18 protein-coding genes, 1 tRNA gene and 1 pseudogene are annotated in these 22,313 nt (G+C 63.3%); 11 read left to right on the forward strand and 9 right to left on the reverse strand.

Annotated elements, in window-relative coordinates; genetic code table 11:
* Window positions 1–64 precede the first annotated feature (64 nt).
* Window positions 65–1,630: a methyl-accepting chemotaxis protein gene (locus ACMCNM_RS10380; protein ID WP_027596650.1), complete on the reverse strand. Its 1,566-nt coding sequence runs from the start codon at window positions 1,628–1,630 to the stop codon at window positions 65–67.
* Window positions 1,631–2,169: 539 nt separating this feature from the next.
* Entirely contained in the window at window positions 2,170–4,914 is a 2,745-nt protein-coding gene (acnA, locus tag ACMCNM_RS10385; RefSeq protein WP_412764301.1) for an aconitate hydratase AcnA, read from the reverse strand.
* Between the two features lie 222 nt (window positions 4,915–5,136).
* Here acnA and rlmM point away from each other — a divergent pair, with 222 nt between their 5' ends.
* From rlmM to pdxB, 3 genes are all read left to right on the forward strand, one after another.
* The gene (gene rlmM, locus ACMCNM_RS10390; protein ID WP_186682359.1) at window positions 5,137–6,201 is read left to right on the forward strand and encodes a 23S rRNA (cytidine(2498)-2'-O)-methyltransferase RlmM; all 1,065 of its coding nucleotides are present in this window, start codon (window positions 5,137–5,139) and stop codon (window positions 6,199–6,201) included.
* 74 nt (window positions 6,202–6,275) lie between these two features.
* Window positions 6,276–6,518 carry a sulfurtransferase TusA gene (gene tusA / locus ACMCNM_RS10395; RefSeq protein WP_027596647.1) on the forward strand — a complete coding sequence of 81 codons (243 nt, stop codon included), beginning with the start codon at window positions 6,276–6,278 and terminating at the stop codon, window positions 6,516–6,518.
* A gap of 60 nt (window positions 6,519–6,578) precedes the next feature.
* On the forward strand, window positions 6,579–7,721 hold the full coding sequence (pdxB, locus tag ACMCNM_RS10400; protein ID WP_099430052.1) for a 4-phosphoerythronate dehydrogenase PdxB: 1,143 nt from the start codon (window positions 6,579–6,581) through the stop codon (window positions 7,719–7,721).
* A 53-nt stretch (window positions 7,722–7,774) separates the two neighbouring features.
* On the opposite strand, the gene ACMCNM_RS10405 is transcribed toward pdxB, so the two are convergent.
* The gene (locus ACMCNM_RS10405; protein WP_172960377.1) at window positions 7,775–7,948 is read right to left on the reverse strand and encodes a PA1571 family protein; all 174 of its coding nucleotides are present in this window, start codon (window positions 7,946–7,948) and stop codon (window positions 7,775–7,777) included.
* Window positions 7,949–8,159: 211 nt separating this feature from the next.
* Between ACMCNM_RS10405 and ACMCNM_RS10410 the strand changes: the two genes are divergently transcribed.
* The 4 genes and pseudogenes from ACMCNM_RS10410 (at window position 8,160) to mqo (ending at window position 13,681) form a co-directional block, all read left to right on the forward strand.
* Complete coding sequence (locus ACMCNM_RS10410) at window positions 8,160–9,923, forward strand: ABC transporter transmembrane domain-containing protein (RefSeq protein ID WP_085274201.1); 1,764 nt, start codon at window positions 8,160–8,162, stop codon at window positions 9,921–9,923.
* 767 nt (window positions 9,924–10,690) lie between these two features.
* A pseudogene (locus tag ACMCNM_RS10415) lies at window positions 10,691–10,801 on the forward strand (hypothetical protein); the annotation flags it as partial.
* 228 nt (window positions 10,802–11,029) lie between these two features.
* Window positions 11,030–11,734, forward strand: a complete 705-nt coding sequence (locus tag ACMCNM_RS10420; protein ID WP_374707402.1) for a methyl-accepting chemotaxis protein — start codon at window positions 11,030–11,032, stop codon at window positions 11,732–11,734.
* A 378-nt stretch (window positions 11,735–12,112) separates the two neighbouring features.
* The gene (mqo, locus tag ACMCNM_RS10425; protein WP_412764302.1) at window positions 12,113–13,681 is read left to right on the forward strand and encodes a malate dehydrogenase (quinone); all 1,569 of its coding nucleotides are present in this window, start codon (window positions 12,113–12,115) and stop codon (window positions 13,679–13,681) included.
* Between the two features lie 181 nt (window positions 13,682–13,862).
* On the opposite strand, the gene ACMCNM_RS10430 is transcribed toward mqo, so the two are convergent.
* Both ACMCNM_RS10430 and ACMCNM_RS10435 read right to left on the reverse strand, forming a co-directional pair.
* Window positions 13,863–13,939 (reverse strand) — tRNA-Pro (locus tag ACMCNM_RS10430).
* A gap of 81 nt (window positions 13,940–14,020) precedes the next feature.
* Window positions 14,021–14,242 (reverse strand): YgdI/YgdR family lipoprotein, encoded by a 222-nt coding sequence (locus ACMCNM_RS10435; RefSeq protein ID WP_027596642.1) that lies wholly within the window; start codon window positions 14,240–14,242, stop codon window positions 14,021–14,023.
* A gap of 185 nt (window positions 14,243–14,427) precedes the next feature.
* Between ACMCNM_RS10435 and moaB the strand changes: the two genes are divergently transcribed.
* Window positions 14,428–14,967 (forward strand): molybdenum cofactor biosynthesis protein B, encoded by a 540-nt coding sequence (gene moaB / locus ACMCNM_RS10440; protein WP_027596641.1) that lies wholly within the window; start codon window positions 14,428–14,430, stop codon window positions 14,965–14,967.
* 22 nt (window positions 14,968–14,989) lie between these two features.
* Complete coding sequence (gene glp / locus ACMCNM_RS10445) at window positions 14,990–16,177, forward strand: gephyrin-like molybdotransferase Glp (protein WP_186703873.1); 1,188 nt, start codon at window positions 14,990–14,992, stop codon at window positions 16,175–16,177.
* Here glp and ACMCNM_RS10450 read toward each other — a convergent pair.
* Window positions 16,166–17,413, reverse strand: a complete 1,248-nt coding sequence (locus tag ACMCNM_RS10450; RefSeq protein WP_186703869.1) for a glycosyltransferase family 4 protein — start codon at window positions 17,411–17,413, stop codon at window positions 16,166–16,168. The two genes, glp and ACMCNM_RS10450, sit on opposite strands and share 12 nt — an antisense overlap.
* Window positions 17,414–17,727: 314 nt before the next feature.
* Here ACMCNM_RS10450 and yegS point away from each other — a divergent pair, with 314 nt between their 5' ends.
* Entirely contained in the window at window positions 17,728–18,615 is an 888-nt protein-coding gene (gene yegS, locus ACMCNM_RS10455; RefSeq protein ID WP_186682352.1) for a lipid kinase YegS, read from the forward strand.
* On the opposite strand, the gene ACMCNM_RS10460 is transcribed toward yegS, so the two are convergent.
* The 3 genes from ACMCNM_RS10460 to ACMCNM_RS10470 form a co-directional block, all read right to left on the reverse strand.
* Window positions 18,599–19,258 carry a response regulator gene (locus tag ACMCNM_RS10460; RefSeq protein WP_099430045.1) on the reverse strand — a complete coding sequence of 220 codons (660 nt, stop codon included), beginning with the start codon at window positions 19,256–19,258 and terminating at the stop codon, window positions 18,599–18,601. The genes yegS and ACMCNM_RS10460 overlap by 17 nt on opposite strands.
* Complete coding sequence (locus ACMCNM_RS10465; protein ID WP_085274206.1) at window positions 19,248–20,144, reverse strand: sensor histidine kinase; 897 nt, start codon at window positions 20,142–20,144, stop codon at window positions 19,248–19,250. The genes ACMCNM_RS10460 and ACMCNM_RS10465 overlap by 11 nt, the downstream gene beginning before the upstream one ends.
* 371 nt (window positions 20,145–20,515) lie before the next feature.
* Window positions 20,516–21,022: a histidine kinase gene (locus ACMCNM_RS10470; RefSeq protein WP_412764303.1), complete on the reverse strand. Its 507-nt coding sequence runs from the start codon at window positions 21,020–21,022 to the stop codon at window positions 20,516–20,518.
* 350 nt (window positions 21,023–21,372) lie between these two features.
* Here ACMCNM_RS10470 and ACMCNM_RS10475 point away from each other — a divergent pair, with 350 nt between their 5' ends.
* The gene (locus ACMCNM_RS10475) at window positions 21,373–22,308 is read left to right on the forward strand and encodes a chemotaxis protein CheV (RefSeq protein ID WP_027596634.1); all 936 of its coding nucleotides are present in this window, start codon (window positions 21,373–21,375) and stop codon (window positions 22,306–22,308) included.
* The last annotated feature ends 5 nt before the right edge of the window (window positions 22,309–22,313 follow it).

Genomic DNA, 22,313 nt, shown 5'->3' on the forward strand with positions numbered 1-22,313 from the left:
AGGTATCTGCAGCCCACACCGGCCTCTTCGCAGCACAAGGCTGCTCTTACAAAAGCGCAGCGTCTCAGCGGTTGAAGCGCTCTACCAGCGAGTACTGGCTCCCCGCCGTGCTGGTCAGCTCTTCGCTGAGCTGTGCCGAATGTTGGGCCTGTTCGGCGGTCTGGTCGGCCAGTGTGGCGATGGTGCTGATGTTGCGGCTGATCTCGTCGGCCACAGCGGTCTGCTCTTCGGTAGCGGCCGCGATCTGGGTCGCCATGTCGGTGATGTTGGCCACCGCTTCGCTGATTCCGACCAAAGCCTCATCGGCCTGCATCACCCGGTCGACCCCTTCCTGCGCCTGGCGATGGCCGGTTTCCATGGTCAGCACCGCGTTGCTGGCGGTCTGCTGCAGCTTGGCGATCAGGTTGTGGATCTGCCCGGTGGACTCGGCGGTGCGCTGGGCCAACTGGCGGACTTCGTCGGCCACAACAGCAAAGCCACGGCCCATCTCACCGGCGCGGGCCGCTTCGATGGCAGCGTTCAGTGCCAGCAAGTTGGTCTGGTCGGCGATGCCTTTGATCACATCGACCACACCGCCGATTTCGTCACTGTCCTTGGCCAATTGCGTCACCGTCTGGCCAGTTTCACCCACGGCGGCCGACAAACGCTCGATGGCCTCGCGGGTCTCACCGGCAATCTGCCGGCCCTGGCTGGTCAGGCGATTGGCTTCCTGGGTGGCGTCGGCGGTGCGCTGTACGTGGTTGGCCACTTCCTGGGTGGTGGCGGCCATTTGGTTGACGGCGGCTGCCACTTGTTCGGTTTCCACGCGTTGGCGCTCCAGCCCGGATGAGCTCTGGTGGGCCAGGGCGTCGGATTGCCGTGCCTGTTCGCTGAGGTGTTCGGCACTGTCCTGCAGCCGCGTCAGGCAGGTCTTCATGCGTGCATCCTGGCTGAGCATGGCCATTTCCAAGCGGGCCTGAACCCCACGGCTGTCGGTGTACATCTGCGCGATCAGCGGGTCGGAGGTGGTTTGCTCGGCCAGCCGTAGCAGGCGCTTGAGGCCACGCTGTTGCCAGGTCAGCCCGAGCAGGCCGAGTGGTACCGACAGGGCGGCGGCCAGGCCGAAGCCCCAGGAGTGGCCCAGCCAGTTGCCGATCAGGAAGCCCACCTGGCTGACCAGGATGAACGGCAGCCAGTCCTGCAGAATCGGCAGCCACTGATCGCGACGTGGCACCGCCGACTTGCCCTGGTTGAGGCGCTGGTAAAGCGCTTCGGCACGGCGGATCTGTTCGGCGGTGGGCTTGACCCGCACCGACTCGAAACCGACCACCTGGTTGTTGTCGAAAACCGGCGTGACATAAGCGTTGACCCAGTAGTGGTCACCGTTTTTGCAGCGGTTCTTGACGATGCCCATCCACGGCTGGCCTTGCTTGAGGGTCTGCCACATGTGGGCAAACACCGCGGCCGGCACGTCAGGGTGACGCACCAGGTTGTGCGGCGCGCCGGTCAGCTCCTCGCGGGTAAAGCCACTGATATCGATGAACGCGTCATTGCAGTAGCTGATCACGCCCTTGGCGTTGGTGGTGGAGATCAACCGCTGCTGGGCAGGGAAAGTCCGTTCTCTCTGGGTAATCGGCTGGTTGTTACGCATGGGTGGGTAATCCGCAAGAATCCGCAAGGCTTTGGTGAGGTATCGGCAAGCCACTGGTTTTATTGAATGGATATTTAATGTGCTTGATTTGTGGCAATGAGCCATCTTCTGAATTGCGCTAGGGAGCGGCTGATTTCGATGAAGATAGCGGCATTATTGCTAATTTATGACGGGCGGGTCGGATGATGACTTAGTGGGCGGCAAAGAGCCAGCATCCTAGTGGTGCGTGATTGGGGAGGGGGGTGTAGTGTGTAGTGTGTACGCCACCAGAGCGTTGTCGCCTGTGAGATCGAGCGCCGCCCGCGCGGCGCATCGCGAGCAACGCTCGCTCCTACGTTTGTTTTTGGCCAATAACGCCTGTGACAGGCGCGCGCGACCTCCTTGTTTGTTCGACGCGATATCGCGTCATGCGCCAAGGCGGTCGCGCGCGTTTGCCCCAGGAATAATTGGCCCGAAACAAACGTAGGAGCGAGCGTTGCTCGCGATGCGCCGCGCGGGCGGCGCTCGATCTCAAGAGCGCCGCAGAACCGCCGTCAAACCTACCCCCCAGCAATCAGCTGACGTAACACGTAATGCAAGATCCCCCCGGCCTTGAAGTACTCGACCTCATTCAAGGTATCGATCCGGCACAGCACGTCGATCTGCTCCTGTTGCCCGTCCTCACGGGTGATGCGCAGTTTCAGGCTCATGCCCGGTCGAATGTGCGCGTCGTTCAGGCCCAGCACATCGATCTTCTCTTTTCCGGTCAACGCCAGTTGCTTACGATCGTGCCCGGCGTTGAACTGCAACGGCAGCACGCCCATGCCCACCAGGTTTGAACGGTGGATACGCTCGAAGCTTTCCGCCAGCACTGCCTTGACCCCCAGCAGGTTGGTGCCTTTGGCGGCCCAGTCGCGGCTGGAGCCGGTGCCGTATTCCTGACCGGCGATCACCACCAGCGGCGTGCCTTCTGCCTGATAGCGCATGGCGGCATCGTAGATCGACAGTTTTTCACCCGTGGGCACGTACAAGGTGTTGCCGCCTTCCTCGCCCGCGAGCATCTCGTTGCGGATACGGATGTTGGCAAACGTGCCGCGCATCATCACCTCATGGTTGCCCCGCCGCGAACCATAGGAGTTGAAGTCCCGCGGTTCCACACCCTTGTCGCGCAGGTAGCGCCCGGCAGGGCTGTCGGCCTTGATGTTGCCGGCCGGGGAGATGTGGTCGGTGGTGACCGAGTCGCCCAGCAGGGCCAGGATGCGTGCCCCTTGGATGTCCTTGATCGCTGGCGGTGGCCCGCCAATGCCGTCGAAGAACGGCGGGTGCTGGATGTAGGTGGACGCGTCCTGCCAGACATAGGTAGCCGCTTGCGGCACCTCGATGGCCTGCCACTGTGCATCGCCCTCGAAGACTTCGGCGTACTCCTTGTGGAACATCGCAGTGTCGACCTTGGCCACGGCGGCGGCGATTTCCTGCTGGCTGGGCCAGATATCGCGCAGGTACACCGGCTTGCCGTCCTTGCCGGTACCCAGTGAATCGCGGGTAAGGTCCACGCGTACGCTGCCGGCCAGGGCATAGGCCACCACCAGCGGCGGCGACGCCAACCAGTTGGTCTTGACCAGCGGGTGCACGCGGCCCTCGAAGTTACGGTTACCCGAGAGCACCGAGGCCACGGTCAGGTCGGCGCTGCCAATGGCTTTCTCGATCGCCTCATCCAGTGGGCCGGAGTTGCCGATGCAAGTGGTGCAGCCATAGCCCACCAGGTCAAAGCCCAACTCATTCAGGTAAGGCGTCAGCCCGGCTGCCTCGAAGTAGTCGGTGACCACCTTTGAGCCAGGGGCCAGCGAGCTCTTGACCCAAGGTTTGCGCTGCAGGCCTTTTTCCAGGGCCTTTTTCGCCACCAGCCCGGCGGCCATCATCACGCTTGGGTTGGAGGTGTTGGTGCACGAGGTGATCGCGGCGATCACCACCGCGCCATCACGCAGGGTGTGGGTCTGGCCAGCGTGGCTGTAGTCGATTTCGCCCGCCTGGTCGGCGTTGCCCACCGCCACACCGCCGCCGCCTTCACTTTCCAGGCGGCCGACTTCCTTGGCCAGCGGCTTGGGCTGCAGTTCGATGAAGTGGTTGAACGCTTGGCTGACCTGGCCCAGGGCGACGCGGTCCTGAGGGCGCTTGGGCCCGGCCAGGCTGGCCTCGACCTCGTCCATGTCCAGCGCCAGCGTGTCGCTGAACAGCGGTTCCTGGCCTGGCAGGCGCCACAGGCCTTGTGCTTTGCAATACTGCTCGACCAGTTGCACCGTTGCCTTCGGGCGGCCAGAAAGCCGCAGGTAGTCGAGGGTCACCTCGTCGACCGGGAAGAAGCCGCAGGTGGCACCATACTCGGGGGCCATGTTGGCGATGGTGGCGCGGTCTGCCAGGGGCAGGTCGGCCAGGCCGTCGCCGTAGAATTCGACGAACTTGCCCACCACGCCCTTCTTGCGCAGCATTTGTGTCACGGTCAGTACCAGGTCGGTGGCGGTGATGCCTTCACGCAGCTTGCCGGTGAGTTTGAAGCCGATCACTTCCGGGATCAGCATCGACACCGGCTGGCCGAGCATGGCCGCCTCGGCCTCGATGCCGCCAACACCCCAGCCCAGCACGCCCAGGCCGTTGATCATGGTGGTGTGCGAATCGGTGCCGACCAGGGTGTCTGGGAAGGCGTAGGTGCGGCCGTCTTCGTCGCGGGTCCAGACGGTGCGGCCCAGGTATTCCAGGTTGACCTGGTGGCAGATGCCGGTGCCCGGCGGCACGACGCGGAAGTTGTCGAAGGCGTTCTGGCCCCAGCGCAAAAAGGCGTAGCGTTCGCCATTGCGCTGCATCTCGATGTCGACGTTCTGGGTGAAGGCCTCGGGGGTGGCATAGCGGTCGACCATCACCGAGTGGTCGATCACCAGGTCGACCGGCGACAGCGGGTTGATCCGCTGCGGGTCGCCACCGGCCTTGGCCATGGCGGCACGCATGGCCGCCAGGTCGACCACGGCGGGCACGCCGGTGAAGTCCTGCATCAGCACCCTGGCCGGCCGGTACTGGATTTCCCGGTCGGAGCGGCGCGCCTCCAGCCATTGGGCGATGGCGCGCAGGTCGTCGCCGGTGACGGTCTTGCCGTCCTCCCAGCGCAGCAGGTTTTCCAGCAACACTTTCAGCGACATGGGCAGGCGTTGCAGGTCGCCCAGCTGGCGGGCGGCCTCGGTAAGGCTGTAATAGTGATACGTAAGGTCATCGACCTTGAGGGTTTTGAGCGTGTTCAGGCTATCGAGCGAGGGCATTGCCAACTCCTTCTGCGCCGGTGCCCGGCAAATCGGGTGTTTGCCGGTGTCACCGCTCTGTTTCGATCCGCACGGTACGGACCTGGCTGAATGGTCAGGTTAGACCGGTTTGGCTTGGCTGACCCTTTTCTGGACCGGCGGGACGTGTCGCAGGTTCCGAACTTCCTTTATTATCGCCGCCCTGCCGGCGCCTGTTGCGCGCCCGCCGTAGTGGAGTGAGAGATGAGTACCCTGTTCATGCATTGCCGGCCCGGTTTCGAGGGCGAGGTCTGCGCCGAAATCAGCGAACACGCTGCCCGCCTGGGGGTTGCTGGCTATGCCAAAGGCAAACCGCAGAGCGCCAGCGCCGAGTTTGTCTGCACCGAGGCCAACGGCGCCGAGCGACTGATGGGGGAACTGCGCTTCGCTGAGCTGATCTTCCCGCGTCAGTGGGCCCGTGGCGGTTATGTCGAGTTGCCAGAGAGCGACCGCATCAGCGTGTTGCTGGAGCACCTGGCCCACCTGCCTGTCTTCGGCAGCCTGTGGCTGGAGGTGCTCGACAGCAACGACGGCAAGGAACTGTCGACGTTCTGCCGCAAATTCGAAGTGCCCCTGCGCAAGGCCCTGGAAAAGGCCGGCCGCCTGGTTGAAGACGCCAGCCGCCCGCGGCTGTTGCTGACCTTCATCACTGGCCGGCGCGTGTTTGTTGGCCTGGCCGCAGGCAACAACAGCGCCCTCTGGCCGATGGGCATCCCGCGCCTGAAGTTTCCCCGTGAGGCGCCCAGCCGTTCAACCCTCAAGCTGGAAGAAGCCTGGCACCAGTTCATCCCCCGCGAGCAGTGGGAGCAGCGCCTGGGCGACGACATGACCGGGGTCGATCTCGGCGCCTCGCCGGGTGGCTGGACCTACCAGCTGGTGCGCCGCGGCATGCTGGTCACCGCCATCGACAACGGCCCGATGGCCGAAAGCCTGATGGACACCGGGCTGGTCCAGCACCTGATGGCAGATGGGTTTACCTGGCAGCCGAAGCAGCCGGTGGACTGGATGGTTTGCGACATCGTCGAGAAGCCGGCGCGGACCACTTCGCTGATCGAGACCTGGCTGGGGGAAGGCCTGTGCCGCGAGGCGGTGGTCAACCTCAAACTGCCGATGAAGCAGCGTTACGCCGAGGTGCGGCGCCTGCTCGACCGCATGGAAGCCACGTTCAAGGCGCGCAAGATCCGGGTTTCGATCGCCTGCAAGCAGCTGTATCACGACCGTGAGGAAGTGACCTGCCACCTGCGCAGGCTGGACCTGAAGCCGCGTTGAGTGCAGGTGCGGCGCGTGGCCCTTGGTCCGCGCCGCACGATGCGCGACAATGACGATCATTTTTGGAGCCACCCATGACTGACTTCACCCCCGACGCCGTCCTCGATGCCACCGGCCTGAACTGCCCGGAGCCTGTGATGATGCTGCACCAGCACGTCCGGGACCTGGCTGCTGGTGGCCTGCTCAAGGTCATCGCCACCGACCCGTCGACCCGCCGCGATATCCCCAAGTTCTGCAACTTCCTCGGCCACGAGCTGCTGCAGCAGCAAGAGGATGCGGGCACCTTCCTGTACTGGATCCGCAAGAAAGCCGACTGACCCGCTCTGGAACACGCCGCGCGTAGCGCCTACACTGCGTTCCCCTGACAGGAGAGCGCCATGCTGATAGTTGCCGACGAGAACATTCCGCTGCTCGATGCCTTCTTTGAAGGTTTCGGCGAGATCCGCCGCTATCCGGGCAGAAGCCTCGATGCCGCCAGCGTCAAGGACGCCGACGTACTGCTGGTGCGTTCGGTGACCAAGGTCGACCGCCAGCTGCTCGAAGGCAGCCGGGTGCGTTTTGTCGGCACTTGCACCATCGGCACCGACCACCTCGACCTGGACTACTTTGCCGAAGCGGGCATCCACTGGAGCAGCGCGCCGGGCTGTAATGCCCGCGGTGTAGTGGACTACGTGCTGGGCAGCCTGCTGACCCTGGCCGAGCTGGACGGTGTGGCGCTGCCCGCGCGCACGTATGGCGTAGTGGGCGCAGGGGAGGTCGGTGGCCGCCTGGTGCGTGTACTGCATGGCCTGGGCTGGAAGGTGCTGGTGTGTGACCCGCTGCGTCAGGCCGCCGAAGGGGGCGATTACGTCAGCCTCGAGACGGTGCTGGAACAGTGCGATGTCATCAGCCTGCACACCCCCTTGCAGCGCGGCGGCGAGCACCCTACCTGGCATCTGCTGGGCCAGGCGCAACTGGCGCAGCTGCGCCCCGGCGCGTGGTTGATCAACGCCAGCCGTGGCCCGGTGGTAAACAACGCGGCCTTGCGTGAGCTGCTGCTGGACCGTGAAGACGTGCACGCCGTGCTCGATGTGTGGGAAGGCGAACCGCAGGTCGACCTGCAACTGGCCGACCTGTGCACGCTGGCGTCGCCGCACATCGCCGGCTACAGCCTCGATGGCCGGCAGCGTGGCACGGCGCAGATCTATCAGGCGCTGTGCCGCTTCCTCGGCCAAGCTGAGCGCGTGAACCTGGCCGACCTGCTGCCCAAGCCGCCGCTGGCGCAGATCGAGCTCGATGCCAGTACCGACCCGGCCTGGGCCTTGGCCACCCTGTGCCGCGCCGTGTACGACCCGCGCCGTGACGACGCGGACTTCCGCCGCAGCTTGAGCGACGACCCGGCCGAGCAGCGCGCGGCCTTCGATCAGTTGCGCAAGCAGTATCCGCCGCGGCGTGAGGTCGAAGGGCTGGCGGTGCGGATTCGTGGCGAGTCGCCGCAACTGGCGCAGTTGGTCAGTGCGTTGGGTGGGGTGTTGGTCTGAGTGACGGGCAATAAAAACCCGGCGCATGCGCCGGGTTGTAATGAATTCGCCGATCAGCCCTTCTGGGCTTTTCCCACCCGGCTTTGTTCCAGCTTCTCGCAGGCTTTCTGGATCATCTGCTCGGTGATCGGAACCTCGCGCCCCTGGGCGTCGATGATCGAACCGCACGCCTGAGGTTGCGGGGTGTTCTGCGGTTTTGCGGTGTCGCTGCCATGCTGCAAGCTCATATCGGTCTCCTCATCAGGTTCAAACTCAGGGTAACCCTGTGCGATGACTGGCCAGTGACAGCCCCTTGGGCGTCACGGCAGAAACAGTCCAACAGAAACGGCGCGAAAGCTCCAGAGGCTGTTTAGATCGAAAAGCTATAGCCACCCTCGGGCGCTCATCGCGTGCCGATGAGTGGTAGTCTGCTGCATCCTCGCCGTTTTGGTTGCCGCCATGCCCGAATCCGTTTCTGCAGGTCAACGTCGCGCTTTGCGCCTGAGTTGGCAATTCGTTCGCCCGTACCGCCGGCAGATGCTGCTGGCGTTGCTGGCCTTGGTGGTCACCGCTGCTATCACGCTGTCGATGGGGCAGGGCATTCGCCTGCTGGTGGACCAGGGTTTCATGACCCGTTCCGCGCACCAGCTCAACCAGACCATAGGCCTGTTCCTGCTGCTGGTGCTGGCACTGGCGGTAGGGACGTTCAGCCGCTTTTACCTGGTCTCATGGATAGGCGAGCGCTGTGTGGCTGATATTCGCCGCGCGGTGTTCGATCATCTGGTCGGCCTGCACCCAGGCTTTTTCGAGGACAACCGCAGCTCCGAGATCCAGTCGCGGCTGACGGCCGACACCACGTTGTTGCAGTCGGTGATCGGCTCTTCGCTGTCGATGTTCCTGCGCAATGCCTTGATGGTGATCGGAGGCGTGGTGCTGCTGTTTATCACCAACCCCAAGCTGACCAGCATCGTGGTCGTGGCCTTGCCACTGGTGCTAGCACCGATCCTGTTGTTTGGCCGTCGTGTGCGCAGCCTGTCGCGGCAGAGCCAGGATCGCGTGGCAGATGTCGGCAGCTACGTGGCCGAGACCCTTGGGCAGATCAAGACCGTCCAGGCCTACAACCACCAACCGCTCGATCGCGAGCTTTTCGCGGGCACTGTCGAGGCGGCCTTCAACGTGGCCAGGCAGCGTATTGCCCAGCGCGCCTGGCTGATCACTCTGGTCATCGTGCTGGTACTGGGCGCTGTGGGCGTCATGCTCTGGGTGGGCGGCATGGACGTGATCGCCGGGCGTATTTCGGCAGGCGAACTGGCCGCCTTCGTGTTCTATAGCCTGATCGTCGGCAGCGCCTTCGGCACCCTCAGCGAGGTGATTGGCGAGCTGCAGCGTGCCGCAGGTGCGGCCGAGCGCATTGCCGAGCTGTTGGCGGCGCGCAGTGCGATTCTGCCGCCCCACGCAGCGGCCTCGCTGCCGCACGGCCGTGTGACTGGTCATATCGAGTTACAGCAGGTGCACTTTGCCTACCCGTCACGGCCCACAGTGGCTGCCATCGACGGCCTGAGCCTGACAATCGAGCCGGGGCAGACCGTGGCGCTGGTCGGGCCTTCGGGCGCTGGCAAATCCACCTTGTTCGACCTGCTGCTGCGGTTTTACGACCCTCAGCAGGGGCGCATCCTGCTCGACGGGCAGGCAATTACCGAACTCGACCCCGCCGAGCTGCGCCGGCAGTTCGCCTTGGTGGCGCAGAACCCTTCGTTGTTTCGTGGCACGGTAGAGGCCAACATTCGCTATGGCCGGCCAGAAGCAACGCTGGCGGAAGTCGAAGCAGCGGCCCGTGGTGCGCACGCCGACGGGTTTATCCAGCAGTTGCCGCAGGGTTACCAGACACAACTGGGGGAGGGCGGTATTGGCCTTTCTGGCGGGCAGCGGCAGCGCTTGGCAATTGCTCGTGCGTTGCTGGTAGATGCGCCGATCCTGTTGTTGGACGAGGCCACCAGCGCCCTCGACGCGCAAAGCGAACACCTGATCCAGCAAGCCCTTCCCAGCCTCATGGCCGGTCGCACCACGCTGGTGATTGCCCACCGCCTGGCCACGGTGCAGCACGCTGATCGCATCGCGGTGATCGACAAGGGGCGCGTGGTGGCAGTTGGCACACATCGCCAGCTGATTGAAGAAAGCCCGCTGTATGCCCGGCTGGCCTCGCTGCAGTTCACCACAGGCTAGCCTGTCTTGGTTATGTAACATTTCTGTAGGAATTGCCTGACACTATTGGCTTCAACTGTTGCGCAAGTGCTCAAGCTGGCTGCTATCGAACGATGGCAGCCTTTTTTTTGCACGCCAGCCTACGAGGACATGGAGTGTCTTTCCCAGCGCTGCCGTTGTGCGCTGTTCCTTCCCTACTGGTCTTGAGATCCGCGATGTTGCGTAAATCCCTCAGAGTGCAAATTCTCTCCCTGCTTGGCGGCAGCCTGGCAGCCATGCTGCTGATCGCCCTGGTGTGTTTCCAGTTTTTGTCTTCCAGCGTGCGCGGCTATGCCGAGTTGGTCGATGGCCCGCTGCGCGCTTCGCAATTGATCGATGAAGCCAACCTGCAGTTCAAGATCCAGGTGCAGGAATGGAAGAACGTGCTGTTACGCGGTCGCCAGCCCGCCGAGCTGGACAAGTATTGGCAGCAGTTTCAGTCGCGCGAGCAGCAGGTTCAGCAGTTGCTGGGGCAATTGATCGACAGCAGTGACACTAGGCTCAAAGCCCCCTTGCAGCAGCTGCGAGATAGCCATCGGCAATTGGGCCAGGCCTATGCGCAGGGCCGCCAGGCGTTTATCGCTGCAGGGGGCGACCCGGTAGCAGGCGACCTGGCGGTCAAGGGCGTGGACCGTGCCGCCAGCGAACAGATGAGCGAGCTGGTCGAACAACTGCGCGGCGATGCCCGTGAACGGGCTGCGGCCATCAATGCCAGCGCCGAGCGCACCGTGTGGCTGGGACTGCTGGTGATGCTGGCGTCGGCGGTACTGGTTGGCCTGTTCAGCCTGTGGCTGATCAACCGCAGCCTGATCGAACCGATCCGCCAGTTGATCGACTATGTCGCGCAATTGAGCCAGGGCCGCTTCGGCGCCCGCGTCGACAGCCGCCGCGAGGATGAGCTGGGGCGTTTGGCTCGGGCGGCCAATACCCTGCGTGACTTCTTGGCCGAGACCGTCGGCCGGCTGCAGGACAACGCCCAAGAGCTGGAAGGCGCCAGTGGCCAGTTGCGCAGCATCGCCGCCGACATGGCGCGCGGCACGCATGACCAGTTCCAGCGCACCGACCAAGTGGCGACGGCCATGCATGAGATGTCCGCCACTGCCCAGGAAGTGGCCCGCCACGCCGTCGACGCCGCCCGCGCTGCCGATGATGCCGACCACAGTGCACAGGCTGGTGAGCAGGTGATGCAGCAGACCATCGACATCATTGGCGTGGTCAACCGCGAAATCGCCGGCACGGCGGCGGTGATTCGCGACCTGGAACATGACAGTACGCGGATCGGCAAGGTGCTCGAAGTCATCCGTGGCATTGCCGAGCAGACCAACCTGCTGGCGCTCAACGCGGCCATCGAAGCAGCCCGCGCGGGCGAGGCCGGACGAGGCTTTGCGGTGGTGGCGGACGAGGTGCGCAGTTTGGCCCAGCGCACGGCCGCGTCGATTGCCGAGATCAACCAGATCATCGAGGCGGTGCAGTCGGGTGCGGTGGAGGCGGTCAAAGCCATCGAAAGTGGCCAGCAGCGCAGCGAAGAGGGGGCCGAGCAGGTCCAGCAGGCCGGGCAGATGTTGCAGCGCATCACCTTGGCGGTGGAGGCCATCCGCGACATGAACCGGCAGATCGCCACGGCGGCGGAGGAGCAGACCAGTGTGGCCGAGGATATTTCGCGCAACCTGATCGAGATCACCCGCATCGCCACCACCAACCAGGAAGCGGTGCAGCAGACCGAACAGGCTGGGCAGCGTTTGCATGGGTTGTCGGGGCAGTTGGGCGAAGTGACGTCGCGGCTGACGGCCTGACCTGCTGTTCAGGGCCGCTGCGCGCCCCATCGCCGGCAAGCCGGCTCCCACAGGGATGGCGCAAGTCTCAAGCAATCCAGTGTCGGTGTGGGAGTCGGCTTGCCGGCGATGGGGCGCGCAGCGGCCCCGGGGAAATCCGCCATCAACGTAGCGAACCTGGCGTAAGTGTGGCGGATTGTCGCCATGCGACCCGCTGTCTCACCCCTTAGCCATTGGTCTAAGACAGGTTGGCACATTCCCTGCTTAAGCGCGCCCGGGCCACGGCCCGAGGCGATCGTGCCCCGATCCCGCGAAACACCCAGCTAAAACACAACAACATCCGGGCGTGCATGCCGGGGCCAACGACTGCCAATCCTTCACATCAATTGGATTGAGCTAATGAAAAAAATACTGCTGACGCTCCTTTGCCTGAGCGTCATCGGCTGCTCCAAACCTGCGGAGCCGGAAAAGACCGTCGACGTCCTGCTGATTGGCGGCGGCATCATGAGTGCAAGCCTGGGCACTTACCTCACGGAGCTTGAGCCGAACTGGAAGGTCGACGTCTACGAGCGCCTGGACCAGGTCGCCGAAGAAAGCTCCAACGCCTGGAACAACGCCGGCACCGGCCACTCCGCGTTTTGCGAGCTGAACTACACCAGTGTCGGTAAGGATGGCAGCATCGACATCAGCAAGGCCGTGGGGGTCAACGAGCAGTTCGAGGTGTCCAAGCAGTTCTGGGCCTACCAGGTCGAGCAAGGCGTGCTGAGCAACCCGAAGTCGTTCATCAACAACGTGCCGCACATGAGCTTCGTCTGGGGTGACGACAACATTGCCTTCCTCCACAAACGCGTCGATGCCCTGCAGCACAGCTCGCTGTTCCGTGGCATGGAAATCAGCGAAGACCACGAGCAGATCCGCCACTGGGCGCCGCTGGTGATGGAAGGCCGCGACCCTGCGCAGAAGGTCGCCGCCACGCGCATGGCGATCGGCACCGACGTGAATTTCGGCGAGATCACCCGTCAACTGTTCGCGTCGATGACCCGCAACCCCAACGTCACCCTGAACCTCCGCCACGAAGTGCGTGACATCGTGCGCAACGACGATGGGACCTGGCGTGTGGTGGTGGCCGACCTGGCCAAGGGCGGTCACGAGGTGGCGGTCAATGCCCGGTTCGTCTTCATCGGTGCCGGGGGTGGCGCGCTCAAGCTGCTGCAAAAATCGGGCATCCCCGAGGCCGAAGGCTATGCCGGCTTCCCGGTGGGCGGCCAATTCCTCATGACGGATAACCCGGACGTGGTTGCACGCCATCAGGCCAAGTTGTATGGCAAAGCCTCGGTCGGCGCACCGCCGATGTCGGTCCCGCACCTGGACACCCGGATGATCGACGGCAAGCAAGTGTTGCTGTTCGGGCCGTTCGCGACCTTCTCCACCAAGTACCTCAAGCAGGGCTCGCTGCTGGACATGTTCGCTTCGCTGAACAGCCATAACGTGCTGCCGATGGTGAACGCCGGCATCGACAACATCGACCTGAGCACTTACCTGATGGGGCAGTTGATGCTCAGCTTCGATGACCGCATGAATGCGTTGCGCGAGTACTTCCCCAATGCCAAGAACGCAGACTGGAAGCTGCTGCAGGCCGGTCAACGCGTGCAGGTGATCAAGAAGGACCCCGTGCTCGGTGGCGTGCTGCAGTTTGGTACTGAAGTGGTCGCCGCCCAGGATGGCAGCATTGCTGCACTGCTGGGGGCTTCTCCGGGCGCCTCGACCGCCGCGCCAATCATGCTGACCGTGCTGGAGAAGACCTTCAAGGACCGCCTCAAGACCCCTGAATGGCAGGCCAAGCTGAAGCAGATCGTGCCCAGCTATGGGCAAAAGCTGAACAACGACCTGGCGCTGACCAACCAGACCCGAGCGTGGAGCAGCGAGCGCCTGCAACTGCTGTATGTGCCGGTACAAGCCGAGCAATAACTAGCGTTGCAGGTCACTGACTGTAGGAGCAGCCTTGTGCTGCGAAGAGGCCGGTACAGACGCCGACTGATGGGTAGGCCTGCGCCGGCCTCTTCGCAGCACAAGGCTGCTCCTACAAGTCAGGGGGATTTTCTCGCGCACAACAAAAAGCCCGCGCAAGGCGGGCTTTTTGAATAGGATTTGGTCGGAGAGACAGGATTCGAACCTGCGGCCTTCTCGTCCCGAACGAGACGCGCTACCTGGCTGCGCTACACTCCGATGAACGAAATCCTACTGCATCCCTTTTTGGCACGCAAGCCCTTGTTGTTAAAAGGGCGTTTGCCAAAAAGGGCGGCTGAATCACAGCTCTTTGACGGTACGAATCTGGTCTTTGTTCAGGCGCGTACGCTTGCCGTCGAGTTGCTCGAATTCGTAGAAACCAGAGTCCTCGTCAAAGGACGGGGTGTCCACTGCCTGGATCTCGCGGCCATCATTCAGGGTAATGACGGTCGGCGATGCGCAGCCGGCGAGGGCGCCCAGGCCCAAGGCAAGCAAGAAGGCGGGAAGGGTCCGTTGAATCATCGTGTTTCTCCAGTGCGACAGTGCTAGATGACTTTAAGACGCAGGGCGTCCACGCAAGTTCCTTTCCAGTGCAGCATAGCGGTAAAGCCAGGGTATTGACCAAGGGCAAGCCACAGGGGCACGAGGTTGTATCGGGGGGTGCTGTGTTATAAATGCGCCATCCCATCTTCTTGTGACGGACCCCCATGAAAGCCAAGGCAGATACCCCCTTCGTGCCCCTGAACATCGCCGTGTTGACGGTCAGCGACACGCGCACCTTCGACAATGACACCTCCGGTCAGCTGTTCGTCGATCGCCTGACTGCGGCCGGCCACCAGTTGGCATCGCGGGTATTGCTCAAGGACGACCTGTACAAGATCCGCGCCCAGGTCGCGACCTGGATCGCCGATGACGCAGTGCAAGTGGTATTGATCACCGGCGGTACTGGGTTCACCGGCCGCGACAGCACCCCGGAGGCCGTGGCTTGCCTGCTGGACAAACAGGTGGATGGTTTCGGTGAACTGTTCCGGCAGATTTCCGTGGCCGACATCGGCACCTCCACCGTGCAATCGCGGGCCCTCGCTGGCCTGGCCAATGGCACGCTGGTGTGCTGCTTACCGGGCTCGACCAATGCGGTACGCACCGGTTGGGACGGCATCCTGGCCGAGCAGCTCGATGCCCGCCATCGCCCGTGCAATTTCGTGCCCCACCTGAAGCAGGCAGCGGCCTGTGAAAGCCGTGGTTGAGTCTGCCCAAGCCCGGCCCCTGATGCCGGTGGAAGACGCACTGGCGCAGCTGCTGGCCTTGGCAGAAGCCGCACCCATCCAGGAAACCGAAAATGTGTCGCTGGCCGACGCCGAGGGGCGCGTGCTGGCGCGTGACCTGGTGGCCTCACTCGACCTGCCGCCCTGGCCGAACAGCGCCATGGACGGCTATGCCCTGCGCCTGGCGGACTGGCAGGGTGAGCCCTTGCCGGTGAGCCAGCGCATCTTCGCCGGCCATGCGCCGCAGCCGCTGCAGCCGGGTACCTGTGCCCGCATCTTCACCGGCGCGCCGGTGCCGGCTGGCGCCGACTGCGTCGAAATGCAGGAAAACGCCGAAGTGGCTGACGATGGCCGGGTGCGCTTCCTCGAACCGCTGAAGGTCGACCAGAATATTCGCCCGCAAGGCCAGGAAACACGCCAGGGTGAGCAGGTGATGAGCGCCGGCACACGCTTGGGCCCGATCGAGCTGGGCTTGGCTGCGACCCTTGGCCAGGCCCGTCTGGATGTGGTGCGCAAGGTGCGCGTGGCGGTGCTGTCGACCGGTGACGAGCTGATCGAGCCTGGCCTGCCCCTGGGGCCAGGGCAAATCTACAACAGCAACCGCCGCTTGCTGGTCAGCTGGCTGCAACGCTTGGGTTGTGAGGTGCGGGATGCGGGGATTTTGCCCGATGACCTGGCGCGCACCCGTGAATGCCTGGCGGCATTGGGCGATGTCGACCTGATTCTGTCCACCGGTGGCGTTTCCGTGGGCGAGGCTGATTACCTGGGTGCCGCCCTGCGCGAGGCCGGCGAGCTGGCCTTGTGGAAGCTGGCGATCAAACCGGGCAAGCCGCTCACGTTCGGGCACTTTCGTGGCGTCCCGGTGATCGGTTTGCCGGGCAACCCGGCGTCCACGCTGGTCACGTTCGGGTTGCTGACCCGGCCGTATCTGTTGCGCCGTCAGGGCGTGGCTGATGTCACGCCGCTGCGCTTCGACATGCCAGCGGGCTTCGACTGGCCCAAGCCAGGTACGCGCCGCGAGTACCTGCGCGCACGCATCGAGCAGGGCCAGGTGCGCATCTACAAAAACCAGAGCTCTGGCGTACTGCGCAGCGCGGCCTGGGCCGAGGGCTTGGTCGAGGTACGTGAAGGCAGTACGCCGAAGCAGGGCGACAGTGTGCCGTTCATCCCCTTCAGCGAGCTACTTGGTTGAGCGCCCAAGCCAGCCGCCCGCCAGTGGCGTGGCGCTGGCGGGTTGCACCTGGTTGAGGCGCATGTGCACGTTTTCCAATTGCTGGGCGGCAATGCTCCAATCGTGACGCTGGCGGGCGAATTGCCGGCCGGCTTCGCTCAATTGGGCCATGCGCCAAGGCTGGTTGAGCAGTTGGGTGATCAGCAGGGCCAGTTGGTCACCATCGTCACTGCCCAAGTAGTGTTCGCCGTTGTTCACGGCCAGCCCTGATACCCCCTTGCTGGTGGTGATGACCGGCAGCCCCGCAGCCATCGCCTCGAGCAGCTTCACCTTGGACCCTCCGCCATACAGCAGTGGGGCGAAGAACAGTGCCGAGCGACGTTGCAGTTCACGCAGGTCGGGGCGGTAGCCGACCCACTCGATGCGTGGGTCGTTCCAATGCAGCTTCCAGCTGGCTGGCAGGGCGTGGCCGGCTATGGCCAGGCGCACGGCCGGGTTACTCATCCACACCTGCGGCATGATCTCTTCCAGCGCCCATTCGATGGCCTCAAGGTTCGAGCCATATTCGAAGTTGCCGACAAACAGCAGGCGCTGGCTGTGCAACGCCGGTTGCACGTGCTGGTAGAAATCGCAGTCCACGCCACTGACCACCACATTTACCGGGCGCCCACTGATCTGGGCGATCAGTTCGGCGTCGTGGCTGCTGACCGCCACCACTTCGCTGGGTTGGCGCAGCACCCGCTGCTCCCAGCGCCGATAGCGCCAGCGGTCGAATGCATTGAGCGGGCGCAGCCACAGCGGCAGGCGGTCATGGCAGGCGCCGCCCATCACCGATTCCAGGGTGTGCTCGCTGAGCATGAAGGGCAGCCCGCGTGCCTGCAGGGCTTTTTCGAACGGCTGGAAACTGTAGCTGTGCTCGATCTGGATGACGTCCCAGGGTTCGTCCAGCAGTTGCTCGAAGCGGTGCCTCAGGCAGGGCGCCAAGCCATTGATGATCGCCCGCATGGGATAGTCGATGATCGGTGACGCCAGCAGGTTGAGTGGGCTGTGCAGGGCGCGCCTGGGCAACACGATCAAGCGTTCGACCCAGGGTTCAAGGGCTTCACGGGCCGCATCGCTCAGGGGGATCTTGGACTGCACCAACAGGGTGATCCGGTGGCCACGCTGGGCAAGTTCGCGCAGCAGGTGGTATTGCCGAGTCTTGCCGCCGCTGGTGGTCGGCCAGGGTAAGTAGGGCAGTGTCCAGAGAATGCGCATGACCCGGAACCCTCGTTACAGATCGCGGATAAAAAGACGCGCCCGTCGGCAGTCAGCCGATCACTGCTGCCGGGGCGCGTCCATGGCTGTCGGTGAAGCAGAACTTAGGTGATGAAAAGTCAATAGTTTGACTTTTTGCTAGATATATTCACCTGAGTCAAATACTTGTCAAAGGTGGCTTTCCTGAGCATAGCCGCGCATTTGCGGGCGTGTAAAAAATGGGTGAAATCCAGTGTTATTGTGCGGGGCATGCAACGATCGGTGTGTGCCGGTGGTCGAGATCTGGGTTAGCTATTTTTTCATGGAGAAGCGCGATGCAAGGGCGCAAGGCAATGTTGATCCTGCACGGCAAGCAGGCGATGAACGAAGCGCTGCGCAGTGCCGTGCTGGCGATGCGCGAGAGCGGCTGGGTGCTGGATGTGCGGGTCACCTGGGAAGCCGGGGACGCTCAGCGCCTGGTTGGCGAGGCGCTGGCCGCTGGTTACACCCATATTGTCGCGGGCGGCGGCGATGGTACGTTGCGCGATGTCGCTGAAGCCATGGGCTTGGCAGCGGCCCAGGCCAGCCTGGCGCTGTTGCCTTTGGGCACCGCCAATGATTTCGCCAAGGCTGCGGGCGTGCCACTGGAGCCGGACGCCGCACTGGCATTGCTGAATACTCCGGCGCGGCCTATCGACTTGGGCCAGGTCGGTGATCACCTGTTCCTCAACATGGCCACCGGCGGCTTCGGCAGCCAGGTTACGGCCAACACCTCGGAGGACCTGAAAAAGGTCCTGGGGGCTGCGGCCTACCTGTTCACGGGGCTGTCGCGCTTCAGCGAGTTGCAGGCGGCCTCAGTGGAACTACAGGGCCCCGACTTCCATTGGCAGGGTGATCTGCTGGCGCTGGGCATTGGCAATGGCCGGCAGGCCGGCGGTGGGCAGGCACTGTGCCCAGAGGCGCTGGCAGACGATGGCCTGCTGGATGTCGCCATATTGCCAGCGCCGCAGGAAGTGGTGGGGGCGTTGCGCGACCTGCTGGCCGGGGATGGGTTGTTTGTCCGGGCCAGGCTGCCCTGGGTGGAGATCAAGAGCTCGCAGGGGCTGGACATCAACCTAGACGGTGAGCCGCTGCAGGTCGACAGCCTGCGCTTCGAGGCAAAGCCCGCCGCGTTGCAGGTGCACTTGCCGGTCGACTCGCCGTTGCTCAGTCGTCCAGGCTGATGATTTTTTCGCGTACCGCGTACAGCACCAGGCCCGCCACATCGTGAATCTGCAGGCGTTTCATGATTTGCGAGCGGTGGGTTTCCACAGTCTTGATCGAGAGCCCCAGGCCACTGGCGATTTCCCGGGTGGATTTGCCGCGCACGATCAGGCGCAGGATTTCCAGCTGGCGTGCGGTCAGGTTGTGGCGGTCGCGGTTCGGTTGCTTGCGGTGCTGGGTATGCAGCAGCGCCTGGTTGATGACGGTGTGGGCGATCGCCGGGCTGAGGTAGCGCTCGCCGTTGCGCAGGGCACACAAGGCCTGCTCCAGCTCGGTCGCGCTGGTGTCTTTGAGCAGGTAGCCATGGGCGCCGCTTTCCAGGGCACGCATGATCAGGTCCGGGTCGGTGTGCATCGACAAGATCAGCACCTTACAGGTGCTGCCGCTGGCGCGCAGCTGTGTCAGGGCATCGAGGCCGCTGGTCGAGCGCATGGAAATGTCCAGCAGGACGATGTCGGGTGCCAGGTTGCGCACGTGCTCAAGCAGCTGGTTGCCGTCATCGGCTTCACCGGCCACGCAGTAGCCCGGGATGTCGGAGACCAGTGCGCGGACCCCGGCGCGGATCAGCGAGTGGTCGTCCACCAACAGCAGTCTACAGGTCATGGGCGGTAAAGCTCCTGGCGCGTTCCTGGGTGCGTGGCGGCCACGGGAACAGCGCTTCGATCTGCGTGCCCACGCCAAGCTGGCTGGTGATGTCGAGACGCCCCTGTAAGGCCGTCACCCGTTCCTGCATGCCGGCCAAACCGCGTTGCCCTGCTTCGGCCGGGTGCCTGGCGGGGACAAAGCCGCGGCCATCGTCCTGAATGATCAAGGCAAGCCCTGCGGGGCTGCGTTGCAGGCGGATCGACAGATTGCGCGCCTGGGCATGGCGCAGCATGTTGGTCACGGCTTCCTGGGTGATGCGAAACACCGCCATGGCGACGGCTTCGTCAATGCCGCCCAGGCGTTGATTGCAGACCAGGCTCCAGTGCACATCGGTTTTTTCCAGCGTGCGCAGCAGGTGCGCACGCAGGCTGGCCTCAAGGCCCAGGCTGGCCAGTTGCCGAGGGTTGAGCAGGGCACAGACATCGCGCACGTTGCTCAGCGCGTTGTCGAGCGTGGTGCGCAGGGTGTCGCAGTGGCTGTGCAACTCATCGGGCATACGCCGTTGCAGCCATTGCAACTGAAGCTTGGCTGCGGTGAGCAGTTGCCCGATGTCGTCATGCAGTTCGCGGCCCAGGTGCTGGCGCTCGCTTTCCTGCACCATCAGCATGCGCTTGGCCAGTTCTGCCGGGTGCAGGCGGATCGACCCGGCCCCCAGGCCCACGTGCAGGCCAACGCCAAGCATCGCCGCGACCTGCAGCATCAACAGGCTGGCCGGTATCGCTTGGCCGGCCATGTACAGCAGCAGGTTGGCGACCATGGAGGCCACGCACAGCACGATCGTCATCCAGCGCAGCAGGGCAGTGCGGGAGCAGCAGCGCAGAAGAGTCTTCAAGCGTGGGAGCATAGATAGAAAAGCCACTGAAGTATTGCTGATGGAGGCCTTGCACAAGTCTTAGCAGAGGCTTTGGCGCAGTACTTTATATGTTTTGCGGGGCACGTCCTCAATCAGCCTTGATGCCGGCTGAAGGCGGTCGCTGGCGAGCATGGTAACACTTCACACGGCGTTGGTCGCTGTTGGGCAATGCTTTGAAACCTCATGTTTACGGGCTGTTTCGGCACGTTCGTCCGACTCGAGTCAATAGCAAAGTGCCAGCCACTATTCGTCTGTCAATCATGCCGAGTGTAACTAGGGCAATAATCACGCGCGCAGTCCTGGCGACAGTTGGCGAAACTTCCAAGTTTGGCCAACAACGCCCTTAGTTGCTCTTTTGTTAGTTATTGTGAAGCGCGGGGGTGCGTGCCTTGGGCGGCTGTTGTGACTGTATGCGGGTGAGTGCAGTGGCTGCCGCGCTCATCGCAGGCGGCACAGGCTTGCGGTAATGGTTGATCGAGCACGCTGGCCAGTTCATTGAGCAATGTGATTTGTTCGCCGGTATCCAGGTTCAGCTGCCCGGTGCGCGGGTCGATCAGCTCGAGTTGCCAGGCCAGCAGGGTCAGGCAAGCGTCGGTTGCGGGCAGGGCTTCACGTTGCAGGCGCTGCTGCTGGCAGGCCGGTGCGAGCAATTGCTGCAGAACGGTGGCGTAGTGGGCAACTTCGAGCAGGTCCAGCCGGGTGGCGCGCCTCGCGAGCGTGTCGAGGGCGGTGTTCAGGCAGCCGCAGGCGTCTGCGTCGTTGTCGATCAGTTCCAGGTGCTGCAGGCATTCCTGGGACTGGCTCAGCAAGACTTGGGCATCCAGCAGAAAGTCTTGCAACGCACCTTCAAACGATAAGGCACTGTCCATCAGGACGCTCGGGCGCGTTGGGCGCGGGCAAGGGGCGGGCACGGCGATACGATAGCGAACAAAAGCCTGACTCCATTCATGCAATGAGAATGGCGTCACATTAATGGCTAATGGATATCGCGAACATCAGGTTGCACCCGATTGCATCTAAGGGTTTCCCTGATGGGAGGCCAGGGTGCAACAAGGTGCTAACGGGCACTGGCCTGCCTCGATGTGCCCGCAGTAAAGCATGATGGTAAAGTGATATCAATTACCTTCTCGGCATTTTCCCGCAAGGGTCAAGGTGCGCGTGAACCCGCCGATACAGGGTGGATGAATACACTTTTCCGACTCAAGCCTGGGGGTTTCCAATGGCCGGCATTCTCGACACAGTAGACCAACGCACGCAATTGGTGGGCGAGAACCGCCTGGAAATTCTGATGTTCCGCCTGGCAGGTCGGCAGCTCTTCGCGATCAACGTGTTCAAGGTGCAGGAAGTGCTCCAACTGCCCAAGCTGACCCTGATGCCGCAGCGCCATGCCTTTGTCTGCGGCGTGGTCAACCTGCGTGGGCAGACCCTGCCGGTGATCGACCTGTCCCAGGCGATCGGCATGCGGCCCCTGCAACCCGGGCCGGACAGCACTATCATCGTCACGGAATACAACCGCTCGGTGCAGGCCTTCCTGGTGGGGGGCGTTGACCGCATCGTCAACATGAACTGGGAAGCGATCATGCCGCCGCCGACCAGTGCCGGGCGCCAGCACTACCTGACCGCCATCACCAAGGTCGACGAGAAACTGGTCGAAGTGATTGATGTGGAGAAGGTCCTGGCAGAAATCGTCCCGTACAACGCCAAGGTCTCCGGCGAACGGCTTGCCGACCCCGTGCTGGCCCGCGCCAGAGGCCGTGAAGTATTACTGGTGGACGACTCCAGCGTTGCCTTGGCACAGCTGCGTGACACCCTGTCGCAACTGGGCATGAAGCTGCACGTGGCCAGTGATGGCTTGAAGGCGCTGCGCCTGCTCAAAAGCTGGGCTGACGCCGGTGAGAATGTGTGCGAGAAGCTGCTGATGGTGTTCACCGACGCCGAAATGCCGGAGATGGACGGTTACCGGTTGACCACCGAGATCCGTAGCGATGCCCGCTTGCGTCAGCTCTACGTGGTGCTGCACACCTCGTTGTCGGGCAGTTTCAACGAATCCATGGTCAAGAAGGTGGGCTGCGATAACTTCTTGTCCAAGTTCCAGCCGGATCGCCTGGTCGAGGTGGTCAAGCAGCGCCTGCTGCTGGATACGGCTACTGCGTGATCCCT

The sequence above is a fragment of the Pseudomonas sp. NGC7 genome (assembly GCF_047159675.1).
Classification (GTDB): domain Bacteria; phylum Pseudomonadota; class Gammaproteobacteria; order Pseudomonadales; family Pseudomonadaceae; genus Aquipseudomonas; species Aquipseudomonas kermanshahensis.